This is a genomic window from Ruegeria intermedia (genome assembly GCF_900129345.1).
GTDB classification, from domain to species: domain Bacteria; phylum Pseudomonadota; class Alphaproteobacteria; order Rhodobacterales; family Rhodobacteraceae; genus Ruegeria; species Ruegeria intermedia.
In genome coordinates this window covers 235,385-254,388 of sequence record NZ_FQVK01000002.1, presented here as the reverse complement: position 1 = coordinate 254,388, position 19,004 = coordinate 235,385, and the positions used below count along the sequence as shown (strand labels likewise).

Below are 19,004 nucleotides of genomic sequence, written 5' to 3'. Positions count from 1 at the left end.
AGTCGGTCAGTTCATAGCGACGTTGAGACATGCTGCTCTCCTCTTTCACAGAAGTGAATCAGAAACCCTCAAACGCCGATAGCGATTTATGAGTGTGTGACCTAGTCCAGCCGGCTGCGCTGCTGCATCGGGGTGACGCCGAAGGCGGCGCGGTACACGCGTGAGAAATGGCCCGGGCTTTCAAAGCCGCAGGCAAAGGCCACGTCGGTGACCGAGGATTCGGTCTGCAACAAAAGGTTGCGCGCACGATCCAGACGCAGCTCCATGAAGTATTTCTTGGGCGAGGCGTTGAGGTATTTGCCGAAGAGCCGCTCCAGCTGGCGGGTCGAGATGCGGATCTGTTCAGCGATCAATGCCGGCGAGATCGGGTCGTTGATGCGGTCGGCCATGATCTGGATCGCCTTGGCCAGATGCGCGTTGCGCATGCCGTTGCGCGATTGCAGCGACACACGCTGATCGGCGGTCGCGTTGCGCACGGCGTTATAGACCATCTGGTCGGCCACCGCGATCGACAGGTCCTGCCCGTGGTCGCGCTCGATCAGATGCAGCATCAGATCGGCCGTCGCGGTGCCGCCCGAGGCGGTCATGTGCTTTTCATCGGCCACGAAGACGCTGCGCACCAGGTTCACGTCCGGGAAAGCCTCCATGAAGGCGTCGTGATATTCCCAGTGGATCGCCGCCTGCATCCCGTTCAGGAACCCGGCCTCGGCCAGAGGCCACGCGCCCGAACACAGCGCCCCGATGGCCGTGCCGCGCGCCCGTTCGCGGCGCAGCGCGGCCAGCAGGGGGCGGCTGACGTGATCGCGCATGTGAATGCCCGACAAAACGAAGATCTGGTCGCATTTCGGCAGGTCCGTCAGCCCGCCATGCACCAGCGTCACGGACCCGTTCGAACACACCGCCTGCGCGCCGTCCTCCGAGGCGAAGGACCAGCAGTACAGCTCCTCTCCGCTGACCCAGTTGGCGATGCGCAGTGGCTCGACCGCGCAGGAGAAGGCCAGGTGCGAGAACTCGGGAACGAGGATGAAGCAGAAATGTTGCGGGCGGGTCATGCGCTCAGTCTATCACGGGCGGTCAGGCTGATTGTGTACAAGGTGCATTTTATCGGGCAAGAGCAGGGGCGACATCCTGGGTGTCGCGATTCGACCAAAGCGAAGGTTGGGGATGAAAGACGACACGAAAAGCCGCAAGGCGGCGCTGGCCGCGCATCTGAAGGCGGCGGTGATGACGCTGAAACTGCGCCCCGGCGATGACCTGGACGAGGCGCAGCTGTCCGAGGCGTTCGGCCTGTCGCGCACGCCCCTGCGCGAAGTGTTCCGGCATCTGGCCGGGCTGGGCTATCTTGAACTGCGTGAAAACCGGGGCGCGCGGGTGTCGCAGATGTCCTATGCCACGCTGCGCGATTTCTTCCTGGTGGCGCCGATGATCTATGGCGCGGTGCTGCGGCTGGCGGCGCAGAACGCCACGGGTGACCAGATCGACCGGTTGAAGGCGGCGCAGGCGGCGTTTTGGGAAACGCTGCGGACGGGCTCGGCCGAAGACCGCGCGCTGACCAACAACCAGTTCCACGAAATCACTGGCGAGATGGCGGCGAATGTCTACCTGCTGCCGTCGTTTCAGCGCCTGCTGATCGACCATTCGCGCATCGGCATGACCTTCTACCGCCCCAATCAGGACGGGATGGGTGAAAGCCTGGCTCTGGCCTGCGACCAGCATGACGCCATCATTGCCGCGATCGAGGCGCGCGACGAGGCGGCGGCGGGGCAGCTGGCGGCCGATCACTGGGCGCTGTCGCGCGATCAGATCGAGCTGTTCGTGACGCCGGCCGGTCTGGACCTGCCGTTGGGCTCGGTCGAGCGCGGATAGAAAAACGGCCGCCCGAAGGCGGCCGTGGAGATCGGGTTCAGCCCAGCTGCACCAGCGCGTGCCTCTTCTTGCCCGCGCTCAGCTTGATGGGCGAGGACAAGGCCGCTGCGTCGATCATCAGCCCCGCATCGGTCAGCGGCGCGTCGTCCAGTTTGGCGCCGTTTTCGGCGATCAGGCGCTTGGCCTCCTTGCCCGATTTCGCCAGGCCCGACTTCACGATCAGCTGCACGACCGAGATGCCGTCGCCCAGATCCTCGGCGGTCAGGGTCAGGGTGGGCAGGTCGCCGCCCACGCCGCCCTTTTCGAACACCTCGCGCGCGGTGGCCTCGGCCTTGGCCGCGGCCTCGGCTCCGTGCAGCAGGGTCGTCACCTCGTTGGCCAGACGGATCTTGGCCTCGTTGATCTCGGACCCTTGCAGCGCGCCCATGCGGTCGCATTCGTCCGCGGGAAGCTCGGTGAAGATCTTCAGAAAGCGGCCCACGTCGGCATCGGTCGTGTTGCGCCAGAACTGCCAGAACTCGTAAGGCGACAGCATGTCGCCGTTCAGCCAGATGGCGCCGCCCTGGCTTTTGCCCATCTTGCGCCCGTCGCTGGTGGTCAGCAGGGGCGTGGTCAGGCCATAGATCTCGTGATCCAGCACGCGGCGGGTCAGGTCGATGCCGTTGACGATGTTGCCCCACTGGTCCGATCCGCCCATCTGCAGAATGCAGCCATAGCGGCGGTTCAGTTCCAGAAAGTCATAGGCCTGCAGGATCATGTAGTTGAACTCGAGGAACGACAGGGACTGTTCCCGATCCAGCCGCGATTTCACCGATTCAAAGGACAGCATCCGGTTGACCGAGAAATGCCGCCCGATGTCCCGCAGGAAGTCGAGATAGTTCAGGTCGTCCAGCCATTCGGCATTGTTCAGCATCAGCGCGCCGGTGTCGCTGTCGTCATAGGACAGGTACTTGTCGAACACCTTCTGCATGCCGGCGATGTTGGCGTCGATCTGCTCGGGGCCCAGCAGGGGGCGCTCGTCCGAGCGGAAAGACGGATCGCCCACCTTGGTGGTGCCGCCGCCCATCAGGGTGATCGGCTTGTGCCCCAGCTTCTGGAACCAGCGCAGAACCATGATGTTCATCAGGTGCCCGACATGAAGGGACTGGGCGGTGGCATCATACCCGATATAGGCTGTCTGCACCCCGCTGGTCAGAGCATCGTCAAGGCCCTGATAATCGGTGCAATCGGCCAGAAAGCCGCGCTCGATCATCGTGGCGATGAAATCCGATTTGGGGTGATACGTCATGTCTTGCCTCGGGGTTGAATTGCGGGGCACGTTATAGGCGGCGAACGAGGGAAGGAAAAGGCCATGAATAAGGCCCGAGGCAAAGTTGGGGCAGTGCGGGCACTGGGGGCCATGTCGGGCACCTCGCTCGACGGGGTCGACGCGTCGGTGGTGGAAACCGACGGGCGGCAGATCCTGCGGTTCGGCGACAGCGCGTACCGGCCCTATGCCGAGGACGAGCGCAAGCTGCTGCGCGCCGCGCTGGGAAAATGGAGCGGCCCCGAGGTGCACGCCGCCGAAGATCTGGTGACCCGCGCCCATGCCGAGCTGCTGTCGGAATTCGAGGGGGTGGAGCTGATCGGCTTTCACGGCCAGACCCTTGCGCATGAACCGCGCGGCAAGGGCACGTTGCAGGTGGGCGATGGCGAGGGGCTGGCGGTCGCGCTGGGTGTGCCCGTGGTCTGGGATTTCCGCAGCGATGACGTGGCCATGGGCGGCGAGGGCGCACCGCTGGCGCCGTTTTTTCACTTTGCCTGCGCCAGATATGTCGGGGCCACGGCGCCCTTGTGCTTTCTGAACCTGGGCGGTGTCGGCAACCTGACCTATGTGGACCCGTCCTTTGACGGGCCCGAGGCGCCCGGTGCGCTGTTGGCCTTTGACACCGGCCCGGCCAATGCGCCGATCGACGATCTGGTGCAGGCGCGGCTGGGCCTGCCGATGGACCGCGACGGCGCGCTGGCCCGGCGGGGCACGGTCGAGACAGGCGCGCTGGAGCTGTTCCTGGCCGAGCCGTATTTCAACCGCCTGCCGCCCAAATCGCTGGACCGCAACGATTTCGCCGAAATGATCGGCCTGGTGAAGGAACTAGGCGACGCTGACGCCGTCGCCACCCTGACCGGGATGAGCGCGGCGGCGGTGGTGCAGGGGATGGAGCATTGCCCCAGACCGCCCGCGCGGGTGCTGGTCACCGGCGGCGGGCGCCGGAACCCGGTTTTGATGGAGATGCTGCGCGTGGCGCTGGACTGCCCGGTCGATCCGGTCGAGGCCGTAGGTCTGGATGGCGACATGCTCGAGGCGCAGGCCTTTGCCTATCTGGCGGTGCGCGTGGCGCGGGGGATGCCGACCTCTTGCCCCGGCACCACCGGGGTCAAGGCCTTGGTCGGCGGGGGAACGGTCAGCCGGATGTCGGCCTGAGGCTATGTCACGGGCCTGGTCAGGACGTGCTGCCGCAAGGCGTCGAGCATGACCGGGATTTCCTGCGGCGCCAGACGGCCGTGGTTGTGCAGAAAGGTTTCGATGTCGCGGCCGGTATAGCGCCCGACCAACCGGTCGTCGCGGATCACCAACTTGAGCCGGGCGGTTTCCTTGGCCCGGACATGGCAGATTCTGCACTTGGTCCGAAACAGCCCATCCGACAGCTGAATGCGGGTGAACAGCGCGATCAGTGCGTCGATCTCGGCCGGGTTCGCTCGGCCGTGCCCCGACCTCAGGAAACCCACCAGCGGCTGCCCGGTGCGCTTGATCACCAACGGGTCCTGCCCGGCATCCAACAGGGTTTCCACCAGATCCGACGCATGCGGCGCGTGGCAGCCCGCGCAGTTGTGTTCGTAGACGGCATGGGGGTCGATCTGTTCGGCCGGAACCGAATGGTCCGCGCCGAGCAATACCAAAGAAATACGAGTGTCCGCATTGGCCCGTCCTTTCAGAGCCGCAATCTACCGGGCCGGGGCGTGGGCGTCCTTGATAGGCGTCAAGTCGGACGGTCGTGCCCACCGCAGGGTTGCGCGCGCGGTCGGGGTGCTTACTCGACAGGGGTCCCGAACACGGCAATCGCGAGCCCCAGCACCGACAAACCGGCACCAAGCGCAGTTCCGAGCGGGCGGCCGCCTTGATGGGCCGATACGGCGGCAATCAGGGCCTGGATGGCATAGTAGAGCGCAAAGGCGCGGGATGCATAGCTGATGATCTCGAAGATGTTGAAGGACCAGGTCAGCAGGATGCCCAGCCCGACCGGCAAGGCATAGGCCAGCTTTTCGGGGATCCGGCCCGCGGTGACCTCGGCGATCAACCCGCCTGATCCGGCAGTGTCGGCAATGGCGGCGCTGAACTGCGCGCTCAGCGCGGCGGCCACCAGCAGCAGCGGCAGGATCGGCGCCACCAGGTGCATCATGTCGATGATCGTGGTTTCGTCCAACGCCCGCGGGTCGGTGTCGACCGCATAGGTCAGCAGCACCACATAGACCATGTAGATCACGGTCGAGATCCCTTGCGCCATCCGCATCGACCGCACCCGAACCGGCGCGTCATAGGTGGCGCCCAGATAGCGAGAGGTCTCGAACCCCTGCACCGTGATCAGCAGCCCCGCCGCCAGGGTGATCGCCGCCCATCCGGTAACCTGTGGCGGGTCGAAAGCCAGCGCGCCGGCCCCTGCGGTCTTGCCGAAATATGCGGCCAGACCGATGATCAGCCCGGCGATGATCGCCAGCTTGATCCCGACCGAAACCTGTTCCAGCCGTTCCAGCGCCGCAAACCCCCGCGTCCAGCCGATGGCGAGGATGAAGGTGAACACCGCCGTGGTCAGCAGGTTCGCGTGACAGGCGTCGTCCAGCTGGGTGAGGCTGACGCCGAAGGCACCGAACAGGTTCAGGTAATGGGCGACCGAGATGAAATAGGCGAAGGCCAGAACCGCCGATGCAGCGGTTTCCAGCCGTTGCAACAGGGGGAACGGCCGCGTGCGGCGGGCGTTCTGCGCGATGTTGAACCGGATCGCGCCGCCGAACGCATAGGCCAGCGCGCACAGGGCCAGCATCACCAGCGGTGCATAGCCGCCATAGCTGACATCCAGGATCGGCCCCAGCACCAGGAACCCGCTGCCGATGATCTAGGCCAGCGGCGTGATCGTGGCCCGCCACAACGGGGCGTTGGCCAGCCTGGGCCAGGTCAGAACGGCACCGGTCAGCACGACCGCGGCAAGAATCAGGGCATTGATCATGGTGCAATCAGGGCGGTTGTTCCCCTAAAAAACAAGAGACGATCAGTCGTTGCGTGGCATGCGCGGGATGTCGAAATCCGGGGGCGCCAATTCGAACCCTTCGAACCGGAACCCGGGTGAGACCACGCAGCTGACCAGCGTGTAGTTCCCAGTGCTGCGGGCGGCCTGCCAATGCCCGGCGGGTACGATGACCTGCGGCGCGCCCGCGCTCAGGTCAGGCGACAGAATGTGATCGCTTGCCGGTCCGGTATCGGTTTCGCTGATCGACAGGATCAGCGGCGCGCCGGCGTGAAACAGCCAGATCTCGGTCGCATCGACCCGGTGCCAGTGGCTGACCTCGCCCTGTTTCAGCAGGAAATGGATGCAGGTCGCGGTCGGGCGGCCTGTGTTGTCCGCGCGCCATGTCTCGGTATACCAGCCGCCTTCGGGGTGGGGATGCAGTTGCAGGTGGTCGATGATCTGGTCGGCGGTCATGGCGGGCCTTTCACGGCGATGGGATTTGGTGCTGGCAATACTGCGCACAGATCATATGTTTGCGCCATGACCCTGACGATCCCCTTCGACAACTCCTATGCCCGGCTGCCCGGTGCGTTCTATGCGCGCCAGTCGCCCGAGCCCGTGCGCGCGCCGCGGCTGGTGGCTCTCAATGATGATCTGGCGCGGGTGCTGGGCATCTCGCCCGGTGACGCGCAGGACATGGCCCAGGTGTTTGCGGGCAATACGCTGCCTGACGGGGCCGAGCCGCTGGCGCAGCTGTATTCTGGCCACCAGTTCGGCAATTACAACCCGCAGCTGGGCGACGGGCGCGCGGTGCTGCTGGGCGAGGTGGTCGGCACGGACGGGATCCGCCGCGACATTCAGCTCAAGGGCTCGGGGCGCACGCCGTTTTCGCGGCAGGGGGACGGGCGGGCCTGGCTGGGGCCGGTTCTGCGCGAATATGTCGTGTCCGAGGCGATGCACGCGCTGGGCATTCCCACCACGCGCGCCTTGGCGGCGGTGGAAACCGGCGAGGTCGTGCTGCGCGAGGGCCCGATGCCCGGCGCGGTGCTGACGCGCGTGGCGCAAAGCCATCTGCGGGTGGGCACGTTCCAGGTATTCGCCGCGCGCGGCCAGATCGCCGACCTGCGGCGGCTGACCGATTATGCCATTGAACGCCACTATCCGGAGGCCATCGGGCCGATGGGCCTGCTGCGCGCCGTGCGTGACGCGCAGGCCGAGCTGATCGCGCAATGGATGGCGGTGGGCTTCATCCACGGGGTGATGAACACCGACAACTGCGCCATCTCGGGCGAAACCATCGACTATGGCCCCTGCGCCTTCATGGACAGCTATCATCCGAACACCGTCTACAGTTCGATCGACCGGATGGGGCGCTATGCCTATTCCAACCAGCCCGAAATCGCGGTGTGGAACCTGGCGCAGCTGGCGACGGCGCTGATCCAGCAGATCGAGGACAAGCAGGCCGCCGTGGAAGAGGCGACCGAGATCGTACATGCCATGCCCGAATTGATGCAGCAGCACTGGCTGCGCCGGTTCCGGGCCAAGATCGGCCTGACCACCGAGGAGGACGGCGACCGTGCACTGATCTCGGACCTGCTGACGCGGATGGCGCAGAACCAGGCCGATTTCACCAACACCTTCCGCGCACTGGGCAGCGATGCGGCGCGGGACCAGTTCACCGATCCGGCGGCTTTTGACGGCTGGGCCGAGGGGTGGCGCGCGCGACTGACGCGCGAGGCGGACCCGGCCGCGGTGATGCACGCGGCCAACCCGGCCTTCATCCCGCGCAACCACCGGGTCGAGCAGATGATCCAGGCCGCTGTTCAGGGCGACTATGCCCCGTTCCACCGGCTGAACGCGGTGCTGGCCCGGCCCTATGACGACCAGCCCGACGCCGCCGACCTGATGCGCCCGCCCGCGCAGGACGAGGTAGTGCATGCCACCTTTTGCGGCACCTGAGCGGGTTTCGGCATCTGTGCTGAACTATCGGCTTGCGTCCGGGCGCGATCCTGCGAATCCTGACGGGGTAGAACCGTAGAATACCGATGACCACATTGCCCAAGCTGCGCCTTGCCAGCTACAACATCCAGAAATGCGTCGGACTGGACCTGCGACGCCAGCCGCAGCGCATCCTGCAGGTGCTGGACCGGCTGGGCGCCGATATCGTGGTGCTGCAAGAGGCCGACAAACGCCTGCCGCCGCGCCCGGCGGCGCTGCCGCATTTCATGCTGGACGAGGCCGGGTGGAAGATCGTCGATCTGGGTGGTGCGGGCAGTCTGGGATGGCATGGCAACGCGGTGATCTGGCGGGGCGACCACATCCGGGTGCGCCGCGCCGCGCATCACGATCTGCCGGGGCTGGAACCGCGCGGGGCGGTCCGGGTCGAGTTCGACACCCATATCGGGCCTTTGCGGGTGATGGGCATGCATTTGGGTCTGTTCTCGGCGTGGCGCCGCCAGCAGATCCTTCACCTGCGGCAGGACGGCCGCGCGCTGGACCGGATGCCCACCGTCTGGGCGGGGGATTTCAACGAATGGTCGCGCCAGCCGATCCTTGATCGCCTGGCCCCCGACATGCGGTTCCTGCCGCCGGTGCCCAGTTTTCCCGCCGCGCAGCCTCTGGGCGCGCTGGACCGGATCGCGCTGGGTGGCGGGCTCGAGGCGCTGGCCCACGGTGTGCACGGGGAACGGCCCGCGCATATCGCCTCGGACCACCTGCCGGTCTGGGCCGATCTGCGCCTGGCCGGTTGACGCGGCACGGGTGCAAAACACGGTGGCGAAATCCGTTCGGACAGACTAAGACAGAGACCCGAACGGATTCTGAGGGGTGCCATGCCGGACACGATCATCGCGCGTTGCGAAGCCAAGGGCCTGCGCATGACCGGCCAGCGCCGGACCATCGCGACCGTGCTGGAACAAAGCGACGACCATCCGGATGTCGAGGAACTGTACGCCCGTGCATCGGCGCTGGATGCGGGCATCTCGATCGCAACCGTCTATCGCACCGTCAAACTGTTCGAAGAGGCCGGAATTCTCGATCGGCTGGAATTCGGCGATGGGCGCGCGCGCTATGAGGATGCCGAGCGCGACCACCACGATCACCTGATCGACATGAACTCGGGCGAGGTGATCGAATTCGTGGACCCCGAGATCGAAGCCCTGCAAGAGAAGATTGCCGCCAAGTTGGGCTATCGGCTGAAGGGGCACCGGCTGGAATTGTACGGCGTGCCGCTGGACAAGGACTGATCCGGCGCCGACCCATCACGAAACGCGAACGGTCGGCTCAAATCAATTCATCATTCGTGGAAAGGTTGCGGGTTGCCAGACGGGGGCAATCGGGATTTCCTGCGCCGGTCGGGCCGGAATGGCCCGCCGGACGGAGATGCGCGCATGCACAACGTTAACGGCATTCTGCTGATCATCGGGGCGATGGCCGCCTTCACGCTTGAGGACATGTTCATCAAGCACCTTTCGACTTCCGTGCCGACCGGGCAGGTCATGCTGGTGCTGGGCCTGTTCTGCGGGCTGGCCTTTGCCCTGATGGCGGTGGTCACGCGCAAGCGGATCTTTGACCGGGCCGCCTGGCAGCCCTTGCCCCTGATCCGCGCGGGCACCGAGGCCGTCGGCGCGCTCAGCTTCGTGACCGCCTTGTCGCTGGTCGATCTGTCCACGGTCGCCGCCGTGTTCCAGGCCATGCCTCTGGCGGTAACCATGGGGGCCGCGCTGTTTCTGGGCGAACACGTTGGCTGGCGGCGGTGGAGCGCGATCGGCGTCGGCTTCGCCGGGGTGCTGATGGTCATCCGCCCCGGTCTGGACGGGTTCCGCCCCGAGGCTCTGTTCGTGGTGGCGACGGTGGTCGCCATCGCCGCGCGCGACCTGATCACCCGGCGGCTTGATGCGCGGGTGGCCTCGGCCGTGGTGGCGTTGCAGGCCTATGCGGCAGTGGCGCTGGCGGGGGGCGTTCTGATGCTGATGGCGGGCCAGCCATTGGTGCCGCTTCAGGCCGGGCAGGTCGGCCCCTATTTCGGCGCGGTGGGCTTTGGCGTGCTGGGATACTTCGGCATCGTCACGGCGATGCGCGTGGGCGAGGCCTCGGCCCTGACCCCGTTCCGCTATACGCGTCTGCTGTTCTCGATTCTGGCCGGGATGTGGATGTTCGGTGAACGGCCGGACCTGATGACCATGATCGGCGCGTCGCTGATCATCGGGTCGGGCATGTACACGTTCATCCGCGAACGGCGCATTGCGCGGGCCATGGCCCCGGCGGTCTGCTGACCTGTTGGCGCAAACACGCCGCTGTTGGCGCTAAAGGCCGGAAAATATGCGTGTTAGCGATAACGCACACGGTTTACTTTTCCCCGCGTGCTGGTATGAGGCATGCAACCGAACGCATTTTCAGGGACCGGTAGCATGAGCACCATCATCGACATCCACGCACGCGAAATCCTGGACAGCCGGGGCAACCCCACCGTCGAGGTGGACGTGATCCTGGAAGACGGCACCATGGGTCGGGCGGCCGTGCCTTCGGGCGCATCGACCGGCGCCTATGAGGCGGTGGAAAAACGCGATGGCGACAAGTCCCGTTACATGGGCAAGGGCGTGCTCGAGGCCGTGGCCGCCGTGAACGGAGAGATCGCCGAAGAGCTGGTGGGCTTTGACGCGACCGAGCAGGTGGCGATCGACGCCGCGATGATCGAGCTGGACGGCACACCCAACAAGGGCCGTTTGGGTGCGAACGCCATTCTGGGCGTCTCACTGGCCGTGGCCAAGGCGGCGGCGGATTTCACCACCCAGCCGCTCTATCGCTACGTGGGTGGCACCTCGGCGCGGGTTCTGCCGGTGCCGATGATGAACATCATCAATGGCGGCGAACATGCCGACAACCCGATCGACATCCAGGAATTCATGATCATGCCCGTGGCCGCCAGCAACATCCGCGAGGCGGTGCGCATGGGGTCGGAAGTATTCCACACTCTGAAAAAGGAACTGTCGGCCGCCGGCTTGGCCACCGGTGTCGGCGACGAGGGCGGGTTTGCCCCGAACATCGCCTCGACCCGCGAGGCGCTGGATTTCATCCTCAAGTCGATCGAGAAGGCGGGCTACAAGCCCGGCGACGAGATCTATCTGGCGCTGGACTGCGCCGCGACCGAATATTTCAAGGACGGAAAATACGTTCTGGCGGGCGAGGGCAAGACGCTCAGCAGCGACGAGAACGTGGCCTATCTGGCAGCCCTGGTGAACGACTATCCGATCATCTCGATCGAGGATGGCATGTCCGAGGATGACTGGGACGGCTGGAAGGCGCTGACCGACGAGCTGGGCGGCAAGGTGCAACTGGTGGGTGACGACCTGTTCGTGACCAACCCCGCGCGTCTGGCCGAAGGGATCGAGAAGGGCTGCGCCAACTCGATGCTGGTCAAGGTGAACCAGATCGGCTCGTTGACCGAGACCCTGCGCGCCGTGGATATGGCGCACCGTGCCCGCTACACCAACGTGATGTCGCACCGCTCGGGCGAGACCGAGGACGCCACCATCGCCGATCTGGCCGTGGCGACCAACTGCGGTCAGATCAAAACCGGCTCGCTGGCGCGGTCGGACCGGCTGGCGAAATACAACCAGCTGATCCGCATCGAGGAAACGCTGGGCGAGGTCGCTGAATACGCGGGGCGCTCGATCCTTCGCAAGTAACCCGCAAGCTGCTAGGCTGATCCCCGACATTGGCCGGGGGTCCGTCATGCTCAGTATCGTAGAACCAAGAACGCCGGACCAGTTCGACGCTGTCCGGCGTTTGTGTTGGGAATATCACGCCTTTCTGCTGACGCTGGACGACCGGTCGCGGCAGGTCGTCAACACGTTCTATCCGCCCGAGAAATATGCCGCGGTCCTGGCGGCCATCGAGATCGAGCATATGCCGCCCAAGGGCGGGACCCGACTGGCGATGCTGGACGGGAGGGCGGTCGGCTGCGGGATGTTCCAGACGATCGGGCCGGGCATCGCCGAGATCAAGCGCGTGTTCGTGACCGAGGCAGCCCGGGGAACCGGTGCGGGCTGTGCGATCATGCAGGCGCTGATCGCCCAGTGCCGCAAGGACGGGTTCGAGATGATCCGGATGGACACCGGAAAACCGCTGGAAGCTGCGACTCGGCTGTATCTGTCGCTGGGGTTCAAGCTGCGCGATGCCTATTCCGACATTCCCGAAATCGCCCGGGGGCAATTGTTGTTCTTCGAAATGTCGCTGCGAGCCGATGCCGCAGAACCCTAGGGAATTGCAGAGGAATCGCCCACAGCGGCAGGATCCCGGGATCAATTTTGCGGAAAAGAGCAAACATAAATGTGATTATGTGTGAACTTGTTCCTGCAAGTGCGACGTTGGCGGGCGTAGGTTGGGAGTACAGCAGAAAAGGAGAACGTGATGTCTGCTTCAAGAATCCTTCTCGTAATTTCGATGCTCTCCGTTGGTGTTCTGGCGGCCTGTGCGGGGCCTGACACTTATCCGATCACCGGCGAACCGGTGTCGCAGAATGATCCGGTGCAAGAGATGTACTACAGTCCGGGGCTGATCTTCCGCGGTGAGTCGCGCTAAAGCTTTTTGCTCATCAACATGTAGCGGTCGCGCGGTTTGAAGCCGGTTCGAAGGTAGAGTTTCTGCGCGGCCTCGTTGGTTCGATCCACCTCAAGGTGCAGGGCCGTGAGGCCGGCCCCGGCCAGTGCCTTGGGCAGGGCCAGAAGAACTTCGGTTGCGATGCCGCGGCCGCGAATGGCGGGGCGGATGTAGATTTCGTCCACGAACCCGTCCATGCCCCCGAACTCGACCGACCAACCGAAGGTCAGGATGACATAGCCCAGCGGCGCGCGCGCAGGGCCGATCAGGTAGACACAGCCATGCGGGATGCCTTCCAGCAAGGGCGCAAGCGCCGCGCGGCGCTGGTCGGGGTCCTGTTCGATCCCGGCCTCGGCGTGAAAGGCGGCGACAAGTCCCATCAGGCGGTCGAGATCCTCGGGGCGGGCAAGGCGCAGGGCGGCGCTCATAGCCGGGCCAGCCGTTCGGTCAGCAGGGCAAAGAACCCGTCGGCATCCACGTCGCCGATGAACAGCGCGTTGGGCTTTCGGTCGGTGACGCGCCACCAGTCGGCGACGGTCATGCCGAGCGTGAGGTCCGACCGGGTTTCGATCTCGACGTTCACGTGGCGGCCCGAGAACAGCTCGGGGCGGATCAGGTAGGCGGTCACGCAGGGATCGTGCAGGGGCGCGCCGTCGCTGCCGTATTTTTCCTTGTCGAAGCGTTCGAAGAAGTCGGTCATCTCGGCAACCGCGATGCCGACCTTGGTGCCAAGGGCGCGGAAGGCGTCGTTGCGCGGTTTGGTGACCAGCGCCTTGTGCGTCACGTCCAGCGGCATCATCACGATCGAAACGCCGGATTTGAACACGATATCAGCGGCCTCGGGGTCGACATGAATGTTGAATTCGGCAGCAGGCGTGATGTTGCCGACTTCGAAATAGGCGCCGCCCATCAGGACGATCTGCTGCACCCGTTCGATGATGTCGGGCGCCTTCTGGAAGGCCGTAGCGATGTTGGTCAGCGGCCCCAGCGGGCACAGTGTAACGGTGCCGGGATCCTGCGCGCGCAGCGTGTCGATGATGAAATCGACGCCATGCCCCTCGGCCAACGGCATCTGCGGGTCAGGCAGGACGGGGCCGTCCAGCCCGGTCTTGCCATGCACGTGCTCGGCGGTGATCAGCGGGCGTTTCAGCGGGCGGTCGCACCCGGCAAAGACCGGAATGTCGGTGCGCCCGGCCAGTTCGCAGACGATGCGCGCATTCTTTGCAGTCAGCTCCAGCGGCACGTTGCCGGCGACGGCGGTGATGCCCAGCACCTCGATCTCGTCGGGGCTGGCCAGCGCCAGCAGGATGGCGACGGCGTCGTCCTGTCCGGGGTCGGTGTCGATGATGATCTTGCGCGCGGTCATGGAGCCTCCGGGGTCTTGAAGAGCGGACACTGGCAAGCGCGGCCCGGCTTGTCCAGCGGTTTCAGGCGTCGCTTGCGGCCTTGACCGGCGGGAGTTTGCCGTTGGCGGCGTGTTCCTCGGCCTTCACCTCGTCCCAGAGCGCGTCCATCTCCTCGAGCGTGCTTTGCTCGGGCGTCTTGCCGCGTTCGGCGAGACGTTCCTCGATCTTGGTGAAGCGCCGGGTGAACTTGGCGTTGGTGCGGCGCAGGGCGGCCTCGGGCTCGATGCCCAGATGGCGGCCCAGGTTGACCATCACGAACAGCAGGTCGCCGAACTCGTCCTCGAGCGCGTCGGCGTCCATCTTGTCGCGCGCCTCGGTCAGTTCGGCGGCCTCTTCGGCGATCTTGTCCAGCACATGGCCCGCATGGGGCCAGTCGAAGCCCACCCGCGCGGCGCGTTTCTGCAGCTTGTAGGCGCGCAGCAGGGCGGGCAGGTTGGCGGCCACGCCGTCCAGCGCGCCCTTTTGTTCTTTGCCCGCGCGCTCGGCGGCCTTGATCGCCTCCCAGTCGCGGGTCTGCTGTTCGGCAGACTTGTCGCGGCTTTCGTCGCCAAAGACGTGCGGGTGGCGGGCCACCATCTTGTCGGCCATGGTGCGCACCACGTCCTGAAAGGTGAAATGGCCGGCCTCTTCGGCCATCTGCGCGTGAAAGACCGACTGGAACAGCAGGTCGCCCAACTCGCCCTTCAGCTCGTCCCAGGCCTGGCGTTCGATGGCGTCGGCGACCTCATAGGCCTCTTCGATCGTGTAGGGGGCGATGGTGGCGAAATCCTGTTCGATGTCCCACGGGCAGCCGGTGTCCGGGTCGCGCAGGCGGCGCATGATCTCCAGCAGCCGCTCGATTCCGGCGTCGGTATCGTGGATCAGTGGATTTTCAGCCATTGCGAAGCCCCTTGTTCCGGTGTCAGATGCATCCATCCCGCAGCTTGGATCAGGAGTCCACCCCCGATGCCCGTCGTCAACCGTATCGCCGACTACGCCGCCGACATGGCCGAATGGCGCCAGCACCTGCACACGATCCCGGAACTGGAGTTCGACTGCCACCAGACCGCCGCCTTCGTGGCCGGGCGGCTGCGCGAATTTGGCGTGGACGAGTTGCACGAGGGGATCGCGAAAACCGGGATCGTGGCCATTATCAACGGGCAGGGCGATGGCCCCACGATCGGGCTGCGCGCCGACATGGATGCGCTGCCGATCACCGAGGAGACGGGTGTGGCCTATGCCTCGAAGACGCCGGGCAAGATGCATGCCTGCGGGCATGACGGGCATACCACCATGCTGTTGGGGGCGGCGCGGTACCTGGCCGAGACGCGGCATTTCCGGGGCCGCGTGGCGTTGATCTTTCAGCCGGCCGAGGAGATGGGCGGCGGCGCGGGCGTCATGGTCGAAGAGGGTGTTCTGGGCCGGTTCGAAATCGGCGAGGTCTATGCGCTGCACAATGCGCCGGGTTTTGCCGAGGGCGCGTTCTATACCACGCCCGGTCCGATCATGGCGGCGGTCGACACCTTCGACATTCACATCAAGGGCGTGGGCGGGCATGGCGCGATGCCGCACGAAACCCGAGATCCGGTGATCGCCGCCTGCGGCATCGCCCAGGCGATCCAGACCATCGTCAGCCGCAACCATTATGCGCTGGACGATCTCGTGGTCTCGGTCACGCAGATCCACACCGGCACGGTGGACAATGTCATACCCGACACCGCCTATCTGAACGGCACCGTACGCACCTTTGACCCGGCGGTGCAGAAGATGGTGATGACCCGTCTTGAAGAAATCGTGCAGGGGCAGGCCGCATCCTACGGGGTCACGGCGACGCTGGACTACGTCGTGGGCTATCCGGCCACGGTCAACGATGCGGACAAAACCGGCTTTGCCGCCGAGGTCGCGCGCGAGGTCGCGGGCGCCGACCGGGTGATCGCCAATTCGGGGCGCGAGATGGGGGCCGAGGATTTCTCGTACATGTTGCAGGAACGCCCGGGCGCCTATCTGTTTCTGGGGCAGGGCGACGGGCCGGGGCTGCACCACCCCAAGTACAATTTCAACGACGAGATCGCACCCGTGGGTGCCTCGTTCTTTGTGCGCATCGTGGAAAAGGCGCAGCCGTTGACCTGACGGTCCGGGTAAAATCAGGGAGGAAGCGGGCCAAAATGGCATTGGAAGACGCAAAAAACCAGGTCGACGAGGCCTTTACCAACCCCGAGTTGAAGGGGTTGAGCTATGAAAACACCTTTGGCGGGGCCACGTCCTTTCTGCGGCGGCTGTACACCAAGGATCTGACCGGGGCCGATATCGCGGTGACCGGCGTGCCGTTCGATCAGGCGGTGACCAATCGCCCCGGCACCCGTCTGGGCCCGCGCGCGATCCGCGAGGCCAGCGCCCTGCAATCGCCCGATGCGCCCTATGGCTGGCCCTTCGATGCGCTCAGCGAGCTGGCGATCATCGACTATGGCGACATGGCCTATGATTATGCCAACATCCCCGCCTTTCCCGACACGCTGACCAACCATATCCGCACCATTCTGGCGGCGGATGTGGCCTCGGTCACGCTGGGGGGAGATCACTATATCAGCTTTCCCATTCTCAAAGCCTATGCCGAGAAATACGGCCCGATGTCGCTGTTGCAGTTCGACGCCCATACCGACACCTGGGCCGATGACGACATGAGCCGGGTGGACCACGGCACCATGTTCTACAAGGCGGTGAAGTCGGGAATCGTGGACCCGAAACGCTCGGTTCAGGTGGGGATCCGCACCACCAACGAGGACACGCTGGGCGTCAACATCATCGACGCGCGCGAGGTCTACGAAGCGGGCCCCGCCGCCGTGGCGCAGAAGATCAAGGGCATTTTGGGCGACAGCCCGGTCTATCTGAGCTTTGACATCGACGGGCTGGACCCGGCCTTTGCCCCCGGCACCGGAACCCCGGTCTGGGGTGGGCTCAGCTCGATCCAGGCGCAGATCATCCTGCGTGACATCGCCGGGATCAACATCAAGGGCGGCGACGTGGTCGAGGTGTCTCCGCCGTTTGACACGTCGGGGGCCACGGCGATCGCGGGGGCGCATGTGGCGACCCAGATCATCTGCCTGCTGGGATGGAACAAACTGGCGAAAGACGGGCGGCTTTAACCATTGGTTAGCCATGGTTTTGCTATGGCCGGTATCAGGTGAAGCAACGGGACAGGGGGCGAGCACGCCATGAGCCAATTCAACCAACCCATCAGCGGCAATGATCTGGCGCGGTTTTCCGGGCCCAACACCTTCATGCGGTTGCCTGCGGCGGATTCTCTGGCGGGGCTGGACGTGGCGGTGCTGGGCGTGCCGATGGATATCGGAACCTCGTGGCGTTCGGGCACCCGGTTCGGCCCCAAGCAGATCCGCGCCGAAAGCGCGATGATCCGGCCCTACAACATGGCCACGCTGGCCGCGCCCTTCGACAGCCTCCAGATCGCCGATATCGGAGATCTGGCGATCAACACCTTCTCGCTGGCCGACAGCCTGCGTATCATCAAGGAAAGCTATGACGCGATTCTGGCGCAGGGGGTGACCCCCGTTGCGATGGGGGGTGACCATTCGATCACCTTGCCGATCCTGCGGGCGATCGCGGCCCGGCGCGGGCCGGTTGCCCTGGTGCATGTGGACGCCCATGCCGACATCAATGACGAGATGTTCGGCGAGCGCGAGACCCACGGAACGGTCTTCCGCCGCGCGCATGAGGAGGGGCTGATCGTGCCCGACAAGACCTTTCAGGTCGGTATCCGCGGCTCGGGCTACGCGGCCAGCGATTTCGCCGAGGCGCGCGACTGGGGGTTCCGCCAGTTTCCTGCCTGGGATCTGTGGCAGCAGAACCTGACCGAGATCGGTGCGCAGATCCGCAAGACGGTGGGCGACCACCCGGTCTACATCTCGTTCGACATCGACAGTCTGGACCCGGCCTATGCCCCCGGCACCGGAACGCCCGAGATCGGCGGACTGACCACGCCGCAAGCGCTGCAACTGATCCACGCGCTGGGGGGCATGAACGTGGTGGGCTGCGATCTGGTCGAGGTCTCTCCACCCTATGATCCGTCGGGCAACACCGCGCTGACGGCGGCAAATCTGCTGTTCGAACTGCTGTGCATCCTGCCCGGCGTGACGTTGCGGTAGGCAGCGCCGGCAGGTCTTGCCCCGTACCGGCGGGCGGCTAGGGTTCTGCCGGAAGGTCTGAATGGAATGAAACGCATGGTTGTTTGGTTTGTCGCCGCCGCTGTCGTCGGGCTTGGCCTCTATGTGCGGCTGGCGCCGTCCGATCCCGCGCGCTGGCATGTGCCGGTCGTGGCCGAGGCCGACCGTGACCTGCCCGGAGGCGTGATCCGCGTGGTGCGGACCGGACCGGACGGCCTTGCGCGGCTGGACCGGGTGGCGCGGGCGACGCCGCGTACGACGGTGCTGGCCGGATCGGTGGATGAGGGCCTGATCACCTATGTCACCCGCAGCCGGGTGTTCGGCTTTCCCGACTATACCACCGCCCAGCAGGACCGCGACACATTGCGCATCTATGGACGGTTACGATTTGGCCGACGGGATTTCGACGTCAATCGCACCCGGGTCGACGGTTGGCTGGCGGCTCTGCAGTCCTGAAGACAGGCACCCCTCGGACACCTCGCGCCACATCGGCACGTTCAGCGACATCTGGCATTGGGCCATGAACATGCGGCCATCGACCTGCAGGCAGACCATCTCGCCCAGTTCGACCCGTGCGCCGGAGGTGTCGGTGCAATAGCAATCCTGCACCTTGCCGCCGGGGCCGATGACATCGGCCAGACCGGGCGTTGCGCAGACGATCAGCAGGGCCATGATCCGTTTCATGGACGCAGCTTAGCACAAGCCGGGGCCTTGAC

General features: G+C 65.2%; 22 protein-coding genes. 13 read left to right on the top strand and 9 right to left on the bottom strand.

Translation table 11 applies throughout. The features are described from left to right. Positions 1–101: 101 nt before the first annotated feature. Positions 102–1,052: a GlxA family transcriptional regulator gene (locus F3H26_RS02880; protein ID WP_149774569.1), complete on the bottom strand. Its 951-nt coding sequence runs from the start codon at positions 1,050–1,052 to the stop codon at positions 102–104. A gap of 112 nt (positions 1,053–1,164) precedes the next feature. On the opposite strand from F3H26_RS02880, the gene F3H26_RS02875 reads away from it, so the two are divergent. Next, positions 1,165–1,866, top strand: coding sequence for a GntR family transcriptional regulator (locus F3H26_RS02875; RefSeq protein ID WP_149774568.1), 702 nt, complete (start codon positions 1,165–1,167; stop codon positions 1,864–1,866). A gap of 37 nt (positions 1,867–1,903) precedes the next feature. Here F3H26_RS02875 and tyrS read toward each other — a convergent pair whose 3' ends face one another. Next, complete coding sequence (gene tyrS, locus F3H26_RS02870) at positions 1,904–3,154, bottom strand: tyrosine--tRNA ligase (RefSeq protein WP_149774567.1); 1,251 nt, start codon at positions 3,152–3,154, stop codon at positions 1,904–1,906. A 63-nt stretch (positions 3,155–3,217) separates the two neighbouring features. On the opposite strand from tyrS, the gene F3H26_RS02865 reads away from it, so the two are divergent. Further along, positions 3,218–4,327: an anhydro-N-acetylmuramic acid kinase gene (locus tag F3H26_RS02865; RefSeq protein WP_149774566.1), complete on the top strand. Its 1,110-nt coding sequence runs from the start codon at positions 3,218–3,220 to the stop codon at positions 4,325–4,327. Between the two features lie 2 nt (positions 4,328–4,329). Here the strand turns inward: F3H26_RS02865 and F3H26_RS02860 are convergent, their stop codons facing one another. The 3 genes from F3H26_RS02860 to F3H26_RS02850 all read right to left on the bottom strand — a co-directional run bounded on the left by F3H26_RS02860 (position 4,330) and on the right by F3H26_RS02850 (position 6,599). After that, positions 4,330–4,803 carry a hypothetical protein gene (locus tag F3H26_RS02860; protein WP_149774565.1) on the bottom strand — a complete coding sequence of 158 codons (474 nt, stop codon included), beginning with the start codon at positions 4,801–4,803 and terminating at the stop codon, positions 4,330–4,332. Positions 4,804–4,934: 131 nt separating this feature from the next. Further along, complete coding sequence (locus F3H26_RS02855; protein ID WP_223162410.1) at positions 4,935–5,993, bottom strand: hypothetical protein; 1,059 nt, start codon at positions 5,991–5,993, stop codon at positions 4,935–4,937. A gap of 174 nt (positions 5,994–6,167) precedes the next feature. Then, on the bottom strand, positions 6,168–6,599 hold the full coding sequence (locus F3H26_RS02850; RefSeq protein WP_149774564.1) for a cupin domain-containing protein: 432 nt from the start codon (positions 6,597–6,599) through the stop codon (positions 6,168–6,170). A gap of 66 nt (positions 6,600–6,665) precedes the next feature. Here F3H26_RS02850 and F3H26_RS02845 point away from each other — a divergent pair, with 66 nt between their 5' ends. From F3H26_RS02845 to F3H26_RS19345, 7 genes are all read left to right on the top strand, one after another. Next, positions 6,666–8,084, top strand: a complete 1,419-nt coding sequence (locus F3H26_RS02845; protein WP_149774563.1) for a protein adenylyltransferase SelO — start codon at positions 6,666–6,668, stop codon at positions 8,082–8,084. 86 nt (positions 8,085–8,170) lie between these two features. After that, entirely contained in the window at positions 8,171–8,875 is a 705-nt protein-coding gene (locus F3H26_RS02840; protein ID WP_149774562.1) for an endonuclease/exonuclease/phosphatase family protein, read from the top strand. 81 nt (positions 8,876–8,956) lie between these two features. Continuing rightward, positions 8,957–9,370 (top strand): Fur family transcriptional regulator, encoded by a 414-nt coding sequence (locus F3H26_RS02835; RefSeq protein ID WP_149774561.1) that lies wholly within the window; start codon positions 8,957–8,959, stop codon positions 9,368–9,370. Positions 9,371–9,514: 144 nt separating this feature from the next. Then, complete coding sequence (locus tag F3H26_RS02830) at positions 9,515–10,399, top strand: DMT family transporter (RefSeq protein ID WP_149774560.1); 885 nt, start codon at positions 9,515–9,517, stop codon at positions 10,397–10,399. A gap of 135 nt (positions 10,400–10,534) precedes the next feature. Beyond that, complete coding sequence (gene eno, locus F3H26_RS02825; protein ID WP_149774559.1) at positions 10,535–11,812, top strand: phosphopyruvate hydratase; 1,278 nt, start codon at positions 10,535–10,537, stop codon at positions 11,810–11,812. A 46-nt stretch (positions 11,813–11,858) separates the two neighbouring features. Further along, the gene (locus tag F3H26_RS02820) at positions 11,859–12,386 is read left to right on the top strand and encodes a GNAT family N-acetyltransferase (RefSeq protein WP_149774558.1); all 528 of its coding nucleotides are present in this window, start codon (positions 11,859–11,861) and stop codon (positions 12,384–12,386) included. Between the two features lie 150 nt (positions 12,387–12,536). Next, complete coding sequence (locus F3H26_RS19345) at positions 12,537–12,707, top strand: hypothetical protein (protein WP_188127673.1); 171 nt, start codon at positions 12,537–12,539, stop codon at positions 12,705–12,707. Here the strand turns inward: F3H26_RS19345 and F3H26_RS02815 are convergent. The 3 genes from F3H26_RS02815 to mazG all read right to left on the bottom strand — a co-directional run bounded on the left by F3H26_RS02815 (position 12,704) and on the right by mazG (position 15,010). Next, complete coding sequence (locus F3H26_RS02815; RefSeq protein ID WP_149774557.1) at positions 12,704–13,153, bottom strand: GNAT family N-acetyltransferase; 450 nt, start codon at positions 13,151–13,153, stop codon at positions 12,704–12,706. The genes F3H26_RS19345 and F3H26_RS02815 overlap by 4 nt on opposite strands. Continuing rightward, positions 13,150–14,091: a nucleoside hydrolase gene (locus F3H26_RS02810; RefSeq protein WP_149774556.1), complete on the bottom strand. Its 942-nt coding sequence runs from the start codon at positions 14,089–14,091 to the stop codon at positions 13,150–13,152. Before F3H26_RS02810 ends, F3H26_RS02815 begins: the two co-directional genes overlap by 4 nt. A 61-nt stretch (positions 14,092–14,152) precedes the next feature. Next, a complete protein-coding gene (mazG, locus tag F3H26_RS02805) occupies positions 14,153–15,010 on the bottom strand; it encodes a nucleoside triphosphate pyrophosphohydrolase (RefSeq protein ID WP_149774555.1) in 858 nt (285 codons plus the stop codon). A gap of 66 nt (positions 15,011–15,076) precedes the next feature. Here mazG and F3H26_RS02800 point away from each other — a divergent pair, with 66 nt between their 5' ends. From F3H26_RS02800 to F3H26_RS02785, 4 genes are all read left to right on the top strand, one after another. Then, the gene (locus F3H26_RS02800) at positions 15,077–16,240 is read left to right on the top strand and encodes a M20 aminoacylase family protein (RefSeq protein WP_149774554.1); all 1,164 of its coding nucleotides are present in this window, start codon (positions 15,077–15,079) and stop codon (positions 16,238–16,240) included. Positions 16,241–16,275: 35 nt separating this feature from the next. Further along, a complete protein-coding gene (gene speB, locus F3H26_RS02795) occupies positions 16,276–17,253 on the top strand; it encodes an agmatinase (protein ID WP_149774553.1) in 978 nt (325 codons plus the stop codon). 69 nt (positions 17,254–17,322) lie between these two features. Beyond that, entirely contained in the window at positions 17,323–18,270 is a 948-nt protein-coding gene (gene speB / locus F3H26_RS02790) for an agmatinase (protein ID WP_149774552.1), read from the top strand. A gap of 66 nt (positions 18,271–18,336) precedes the next feature. Next, positions 18,337–18,744, top strand: a complete 408-nt coding sequence (locus F3H26_RS02785; protein ID WP_149774551.1) for a DUF1499 domain-containing protein — start codon at positions 18,337–18,339, stop codon at positions 18,742–18,744. Here F3H26_RS02785 and F3H26_RS02780 read toward each other — a convergent pair. Continuing rightward, the gene (locus tag F3H26_RS02780) at positions 18,670–18,972 is read right to left on the bottom strand and encodes a hypothetical protein (protein WP_149774550.1); all 303 of its coding nucleotides are present in this window, start codon (positions 18,970–18,972) and stop codon (positions 18,670–18,672) included. The genes F3H26_RS02785 and F3H26_RS02780 overlap by 75 nt on opposite strands. Positions 18,973–19,004: the final 32 nt, after the last annotated feature.